The sequence below is a fragment of the Brevibacterium picturae genome, assembly GCF_030453725.1.
GTDB classification, from domain to species: Bacteria; Actinomycetota; Actinomycetes; order Actinomycetales; family Brevibacteriaceae; genus Brevibacterium; species Brevibacterium sandarakinum_A.
This window is the reverse complement of the sequence record NZ_JAKDJU010000169.1, coordinates 1-6,461: the sequence shown is the minus strand read 5'-3', so window position 1 is coordinate 6,461 and position 6,461 is coordinate 1. Positions and strand designations below refer to the sequence as shown.

The window sequence follows — 6,461 nt, the reverse complement described above, 5'->3', positions numbered from 1 at the left end:
CCGGTGCAGTCAGCTCAACCGGTGCAGTCAGCTCAATCGAAATGTTCGGAGCGGAAGACCGAGGCAACCGCGAGAACCCGGTCGAGTCCCTCCTGCTGACCGATGCTGATGCGCACGCCATCGCCGAGGTTGCGCACGGCGACAGCCTGCTCGACGCAGGCATCCTCAAAGGCTGAGGACAGTTCGCCGAGCGGCAGCCATACGAAGTTCCCCTGCGCCTCAGGCACATCCCAGCCCTGATCGCGCAGGGCGTGGGCGAAGTCATCGCGAACGGACGCGATCTCCTTCGCCCGGACGTCGACCTCCTCACTGTGGCGCAGCGACTCCAGGGCGGCAGCCTGGCTCATATCGGTGACTCCGAAGGGGATGACAGCCTTGAACAGCCCCTTGATCACGGCTTCGTGAGCGAGCGCATATCCCACCCGCAGGCCCGCCAGAGCGTGGGCCTTGGAGAAGGTCCTGACCAGGACCACGTTGGGGTGATCGGCCACCAGATCGACACCACCCACAACTCCCTCGGCGGTGGCGAACTCCCAATAGGCCTCGTCGAGGGCGACGAGCACATGGTCGGGCACCTGCGTGAGGAACCGACGCACCTCATCGTCGCGAAGAGCCGGTCCCGTCGGATTGTTCGGGGAGCAGAGAATGATGAGGCTGGTCTTGTCGGTGATCGCCGCGGCCATCGCGTCCAGGTCGTGTCGACCGTCATCGCGCACCGGCACCTCGACCCGCTTCGCCCCGGCCAAGCCCGTGGTCTGGGGATACATCTCGAAGGATGGCCAGGGATAGATCGCTTCCGTGGTCGCGTCCGAGGTGATCTGGGTCAGCGCCACGAGCAGCTCGCTGGCACCCGTGGTCACGATGAGCTCTTCGACTCTCACGCCGAGGCGCTCGGCCAGTTCCGTGCGCAGAGCCAGTGCCGCATCATCGGGATACAGAGCAGGGTTCTTCGCGTGTGCTGCCATGGCGTCGATGACCGGCGGCAGCGGCTCGAGGTAGTTCTCGTTCGAGGACAGTTTGAATGGGGTGAGCCCGTCGATTCGTTTGGGCGCCTTCCCCGGAACGTACGGCGGAAATGTCTCCAGCGAGGCCCGCAGCTGCGGGGTCGGAGGGCTGCCAGCTGAGTTGTCCGGAGAGTTCATGGACTCATGATTTCACAGTCGCCTCACCACGGCTTGTCCGGGGCAGAACGACCTCCGTCGCCGCCGGGGCCCTGCTGCCGCTGCTCACGCTGCGAGTCCTCTCCTCGCTCCTTCAGCTCTTCGCGCTTCTTCTCTTGCTCCGACTTCTCCCCGGAACCGTCCGACTTCTCATCGCCCTCGCCGGAGCCCTGGTCCTTCTTCGAGTCATCTCCCGAATCCCCGTTCTGCTGCTCGTCGCCCTCGGAGCCATCGGAGTCGCCGCTGTCCGAGCCCTCGTTCTTGGCTTGTTGTCCCTTTTTCTTGTCCTCGACGCGTTCCTTCGCTTCGTCGCTCTTCTGCTTCTCTTCGCTCTTCTTCGGCTGGCATTCCTCGGGCGCGTCCTCCAATGTCTTCAACGAGCGGTCGTAGAGCTCGTCCGACTGATCAGGATCCTGGTCGGCGACTTCGTCGGCGAGCTTCTCATACACGTATGACAGATTGATCCGCACCGCACACTCATCACGGACAGGGGTGATCTCGAGGGCGGACTCGAGGTCGCCCTGTGCCGCTTCGAAGTCGCCGACGGCCGCCTCAGCGGTGCCGCGATTGTAGTACCCGATATGGCGTTGGATCGGACTGAGTGTGAGGAACGCGGTCGACGCCTTCTTCGCTCCCGGGAAGTCGTTCGACGAATAGCGGACCTGAGACGCGGCCCCGAAGTAGGCGGTCACCGCCACATAGCCGAAGACGAGCAGAAGCGCGAAGCCGATGATGAGATTGATGCGCGTCAGGCGGCGCATCTTCGACCAGGTGGCCGTGATCCGGTTCATGGCTGACCTCCTCGTCTTCGGTGGTCGACTCTGCGGCTCGGTTGGATGGTGCGCAGGCGCAGCAGCTCGCGCACACCGAACACCATTTCGACTGCGATCCATGCGAACACGAGGATCAGAGGCACCCAGAAGTATTCGTCGACGGTGACCCGGCCATCCTTCTTGACCAGCGTCTGGTCGTATTTCGGCGCCGTGTAGACGCTCGACATCGAGGCCCCACCGTCACGATGGTGGTATTTCACACCGAGGTCGGTCGCGATCTGTCTGAGGTTCGTCTCGTCGATCTTCGAGATCCCGGGGTTGCCCTGCCCGTCGCGAATATACTCCTCGTTCGTCTCGCCGGACCCACCGGTTCCATCGGGATCATCGGGGTCGCCGAGACCGGGCTCGCCTCCCTGGCCTGCCCCGTTGCCGAAGGGCCGGGGTTCCTTCATCTTCCCGCCCTGAGGAGTGCCGTATCCGAACACTGCACCGCTGTCGATGCGGGAGGCGAAGGACGACCAGGAGTCGATGGGGGACTGGGCGGTCTGCTCACCGTCGCCGAAGTAGAAGACGAGGCTCTTGTTCTCTGGGCGTTCCTCCTGATTGGACGTCATCCGTTTGTCCAGCTCAGCCCCCGCCTCGGTGATGGACGAGCCGTTCGAGTTCAAGGACATCTCCGGACTGAGGACATCGACGGCGGAGGCGAACGCCGCATGATCGGTCGTCAGCGGCATGACCGTGGCTGCGGTCGAGGCGAAGGTGATGATGCTCAGCCTGGTGCCGGGGAACTGCTCTGCCAGTTCCAGCATGTCTTCCTTCACCCCTTCCAGGCGGGTCTTGTCACCGTCGTAGTCCTCGGCGGCCATCGACGTCGTCGTATCGACGAGGAAATAGACGTCGGCGGCCGCCTCGTATTCCTCGGTCGAGGACTTGATGGGAATGCCCGGTCGGGCCAGGGCCAGTGCGAGCACGGCGACGATGCCCATGCGTGCGAACCATTTCCAGCGAGGTCCATCCCCGCGCACAGCAGGGATGATGCACACGGTCAGCAGGGCGAGGACGAGGAATCCCCATCCGAACCACGTGAAGACGGGATCGAAGATCATGATTTCGTCCTCCATGCCAGAACGAAGACACCAGCGAGGCCGAAGACCGCGATTCCGAGGGGAACGGCGGGCATGTCATGGACGACGGTGTAGGAGCGGCCCGGAGTGTTCTCTGCCTCCTGGCTCTGGATCTCTGCGACGATGCGATCGATCGTCGAAGCGGAGCCCATGTCGAACTGCTTGCCTCCGGTGCGATCGGAGACCGACTCCAGCTCCTTGGTCTGCGTGGTCGTGAGCACGGACGGGGGAGAGAGGCTGTAGACCCTGACATCGGAGTCCACGGCGATGTCTGCGGCCTCGTCGAGTTCGAACAGAGGGTCACCGGCGAGCATGTTGTCGGTGGCGAAGACGATCGAACGAGAGCGCTTCTCGTCCTGACGGTCAAAGTTGTCCACGCAGGACACGAGCCCGTCACCGATGAGGGAGGAACCGCCGATGTTGGGCGGTGAGGTCGACCAGGAGTAGTCAGTGCCTTCCGAGCCCCAGGTGCGGAATCCCTCCTCCGCTTCCTCGAGATAGTTCTGGACCATGTCGTAGTCATCGGTGAGCGGGAACGCGGAGACCGCGGTGGAATTGAACACGGTCATCCCGATGCGTTCACCGTCGAACCGGTCCACGAGCTCCTGGTAGGCCTCGAGGAGGTCGGCGTCATAACCGAGCATCGAACCGGACACGTCGAGGCAGAGCATGACGTCACGCAGCTTCTTCTCCGGATTGACGGTCTCGACCCAGGCAGGTCTGGAGATTCCGGCGAGTGTGGAGATGCCGGTGAGGGCGATGACGGCGAGGAAGGCGACCGTCGTGATCAAACGGGTGCGCATGGCCCTGCGGAAACTCGGCAGGCTCGTCATGCGTCCGCTGTGAGCCACGGCCAGTGATGACGCGGTTGCCTTGGGCCTGCGGAAGAAGAAGACCGCGGCCGCGGCAAGAACGAGGAGGATGAGGGCCAGCCACCAGAACATCAGGACCATCGCGTCACCAGCTTCCTGGCGCCGGCGATCTGAGGTCCCAGATCGTTGGCATCGTCCTCAGCGAATTCCGCTGCGTAGAGACTCGACAGGGATTCTGCGAGGTCGTCGAGGCCGGCCACAGCCGCGTCACGGTAGGTGAGGTGTTCGGCCCTGACGCCCCATGCGTCACGAGCGAACTCGCGCACGATCTTCGCCAGATCACGAGCCGAATCACGCACATCGGTCTCTCCTGCACCCAGCTTCGACTCCACTTGGGCGATCCGAGACATGTAGGTGCTGCGGACAGGAATGGGAATCCGCGGTCGGGACTTCATGCCCGATCCCGCAGCCGCGCGCAGCAGCGGGGCGAACAGATTGAGAAGGGAAGCCAGCAGAACGACTCCGGCGGCGACATACCACCAGACCGAGATCTGCAGGGGCCCGACGAGCTCATCGGGGCCCACGGCGATGCCTCAGCAGAAGAGTGTGGAGAGCGCCCAGAGCCTGATCCGGGTGGGCGATTTCGGTGTGTGAGATTCCGAGTTTCGAAAGCAGATCGATCCGGTGCTGCCTGCGGTCGGCCTCGGCGGCCAGGAATTCGGTGCGCACCTTCGGGTTGGTCATCACTGATGTGGGCAGGCCGACGTCCGGTCGGGACACGTCGAACGGCGCCGAGGCGGTCGGCAGCCCAGCAAGGTCCGCGTCGGTGATCGTGATCCACAGGATCTCATGCTGTGCCCGCAGGCGTTTGATCGTCGCCTCCTCCTTCGCCCCGAGCGGGCCCTGGTCGGAGATGACGACGACGAGCATCCGGTGGTTGACGTGAGAGGCGATCCACTGCAGCTGCGCATCGATCGAGCCGTCATCGTCGGTGCCCGCCTCGGCGAGGATCTGCTGCAGGAGGTTCTCCAAATGGGCTTCGCTGCCCTTGCGCGGGGAAGCGGTGGAGCGCTGGGCGCTGCCGTGGACGAGCATGACATCGTCACCATGGCGTACGGCGAGATAACCGGTCATCCCGGCCATGAGGATCGCCAGCTGTCGCTTGTCGACCCCGGCCGAGGACACGGCGTCGAAGTTCCGCGACGAGTCGACGACGAGCGCGAGGATGTGCCTGCGGTGGGCCACATAGCGTTTGACCAGCGGATTCGAATGCCTGGCCGTGGCCTTCCAGTCGATGTCGCGGATCTCATCGCCGGGAATGTAGTCACGCAGATCATCGAAGTCGAGGCTGTGTCCGTGGAAGACGGACGAGTAGTCCCCGTCGAGGAGCCGGCGGGTCCGGCGATGCGCGTGGATGGTCATTCGCGCTTTGATCCGATTGAGCAGAGCAGTCATCGATCCATCCGATCAGGGAGTGGGGACGGCCATGAGGAGGGCATCGACGACCTGTGCGCTCGTGATGTTCTCCGTGGCGGCTTCGAAGTTGAGTTGGATGCGGTGCGCGAGGACACGGTGGGCGAGATCCTTGATGTCCTCGGGGATGACGTAGTTGCGTCCGCGGATCATCGCCAGGGCACGTCCCGCGTTGGTGAAGGCGATCGAAGCACGCGGACTGGCACCCCATTCGATGAAGGGGGCCAGACGGCCCAGGTACTTCGTGGTATTCCTCGTCGCGTGGACGAGCTCGACGAGGTACCGGCTGATCGCGGGGTCGACGTAGATGGTGCGTGCATAGCTCTGCAGCGTCTCCACATCGTCGAGGTCGCACGACGGCTTCGGCGCGGAGTCACGGTCGAAGACACCCGAATCGAGGCGGGAGAGGATCTCCATCTCCTCATTGGGATTCGGGTGGGTGAGGAGGTCTTTGATCATGAACCGGTCGAGCTGCGCCTCCGGAAGCTGATAGGTTCCCTCCTGTTCGATCGGGTTCTGCGTGGCCATGACGAGGAATGGGCGGGGGAGCTCGAACCGCTGACCGCCGATCGTCGTCTGCTTCTCCTGCATGGCCTCGAGCATGGCACTCTGCGTCTTCGCCGAGGAGCGGTTGATCTCGTCGAGGAGGACGATGTTGGCGTGGACCGGGCCCAGGACAGTGTTGAAGGAGCCTTCTTGGGCGTTGTAGATCTGTGAGCCGATGATGTCGGAGGGAAGCAGATCGGGAGTGCACTGGATGCGGGAGAACTGTCCGTCCACAGCATTGGCCAGGGCTGCCGCCGCAGTTGTCTTGGCCAGGCCGGGAACACTCTCAAGGAGAAGATGACCGCTGGAGAGAAGGCCGATGAGCAGGCTCTCGCGCAGGCGCTGCTGCCCGACGACGAAGTGGTCCAGATAGGATTCCAGACCGCCGAGGATCGATTGTGCGTGTGCGATCTCTTCGGTGTTGGCGGGTGCCGTTGCCGTCATGGTGGGGCCTCTCGAATCTCAACTGGCTGACAGAACAAGCATATGGGCTGACCCTGACACGCGTCTGGACACTGTCGTGATGCTCCTATGTTGTGTCAAATGGTGCGAAGTAGGAACTCCCGATAGTTG

The 6,461-nt window shown here is 63.4% G+C and carries 7 protein-coding genes; all 7 read right to left on the bottom strand.

Features of this window, described 5'->3' with window-relative positions; all coding sequences use genetic code 11:
* Nucleotides 1–32: 32 nt before the first annotated feature.
* From L0G76_RS13200 to L0G76_RS13170, 7 genes are read right to left on the bottom strand one after another with little or no spacing between them, the layout of a single operon-like run.
* A complete protein-coding gene (locus tag L0G76_RS13200; RefSeq protein ID WP_304357638.1) occupies nt 33–1,142 on the bottom strand; it encodes a histidinol-phosphate transaminase in 1,110 nt (369 codons plus the stop codon).
* 23 nt (nt 1,143–1,165) lie between these two features.
* The gene (locus tag L0G76_RS13195) at nt 1,166–1,951 is read right to left on the bottom strand and encodes a tetratricopeptide repeat protein (protein ID WP_304357637.1); all 786 of its coding nucleotides are present in this window, start codon (nt 1,949–1,951) and stop codon (nt 1,166–1,168) included.
* Nucleotides 1,948–3,039 carry a vWA domain-containing protein gene (locus L0G76_RS13190; RefSeq protein ID WP_304357636.1) on the bottom strand — a complete coding sequence of 364 codons (1,092 nt, stop codon included), beginning with the start codon at nt 3,037–3,039 and terminating at the stop codon, nt 1,948–1,950. The genes L0G76_RS13195 and L0G76_RS13190 overlap by 4 nt, the downstream gene beginning before the upstream one ends.
* On the bottom strand, nt 3,036–4,010 hold the full coding sequence (locus L0G76_RS13185) for a vWA domain-containing protein (RefSeq protein WP_304357635.1): 975 nt from the start codon (nt 4,008–4,010) through the stop codon (nt 3,036–3,038). Before L0G76_RS13185 ends, L0G76_RS13190 begins: the two co-directional genes overlap by 4 nt.
* Complete coding sequence (locus L0G76_RS13180; RefSeq protein ID WP_092106904.1) at nt 4,001–4,453, bottom strand: hypothetical protein; 453 nt, start codon at nt 4,451–4,453, stop codon at nt 4,001–4,003. The genes L0G76_RS13185 and L0G76_RS13180 overlap by 10 nt, the downstream gene beginning before the upstream one ends.
* Nucleotides 4,440–5,324, bottom strand: coding sequence for a DUF58 domain-containing protein (locus L0G76_RS13175; protein ID WP_304357634.1), 885 nt, complete (start codon nt 5,322–5,324; stop codon nt 4,440–4,442). The genes L0G76_RS13180 and L0G76_RS13175 overlap by 14 nt, the downstream gene beginning before the upstream one ends.
* Before the next feature lie 12 nt (nt 5,325–5,336).
* The gene (locus L0G76_RS13170) at nt 5,337–6,332 is read right to left on the bottom strand and encodes an AAA family ATPase (RefSeq protein ID WP_304357633.1); all 996 of its coding nucleotides are present in this window, start codon (nt 6,330–6,332) and stop codon (nt 5,337–5,339) included.
* Nucleotides 6,333–6,461: the final 129 nt, after the last annotated feature.

Coding starts and splice junctions, on each gene's coding strand:
- L0G76_RS13175 (WP_304357634.1), bottom strand. CDS start 5,324: ATGACTGCTCTGCTCAATCGGATCAAAGCGCGAATGACCATCCACGCG.
- L0G76_RS13170 (WP_304357633.1), bottom strand. CDS start 6,332: ATGACGGCAACGGCACCCGCCAACACCGAAGAGATCGCACACGCACAA.
- L0G76_RS13190 (WP_304357636.1), bottom strand. CDS start 3,039: ATGATCTTCGATCCCGTCTTCACGTGGTTCGGATGGGGATTCCTCGTC.
- L0G76_RS13200 (WP_304357638.1), bottom strand. CDS start 1,142: ATGAACTCTCCGGACAACTCAGCTGGCAGCCCTCCGACCCCGCAGCTG.
- L0G76_RS13185 (WP_304357635.1), bottom strand. CDS start 4,010: ATGGTCCTGATGTTCTGGTGGCTGGCCCTCATCCTCCTCGTTCTTGCC.
- L0G76_RS13195 (WP_304357637.1), bottom strand. CDS start 1,951: ATGAACCGGATCACGGCCACCTGGTCGAAGATGCGCCGCCTGACGCGC.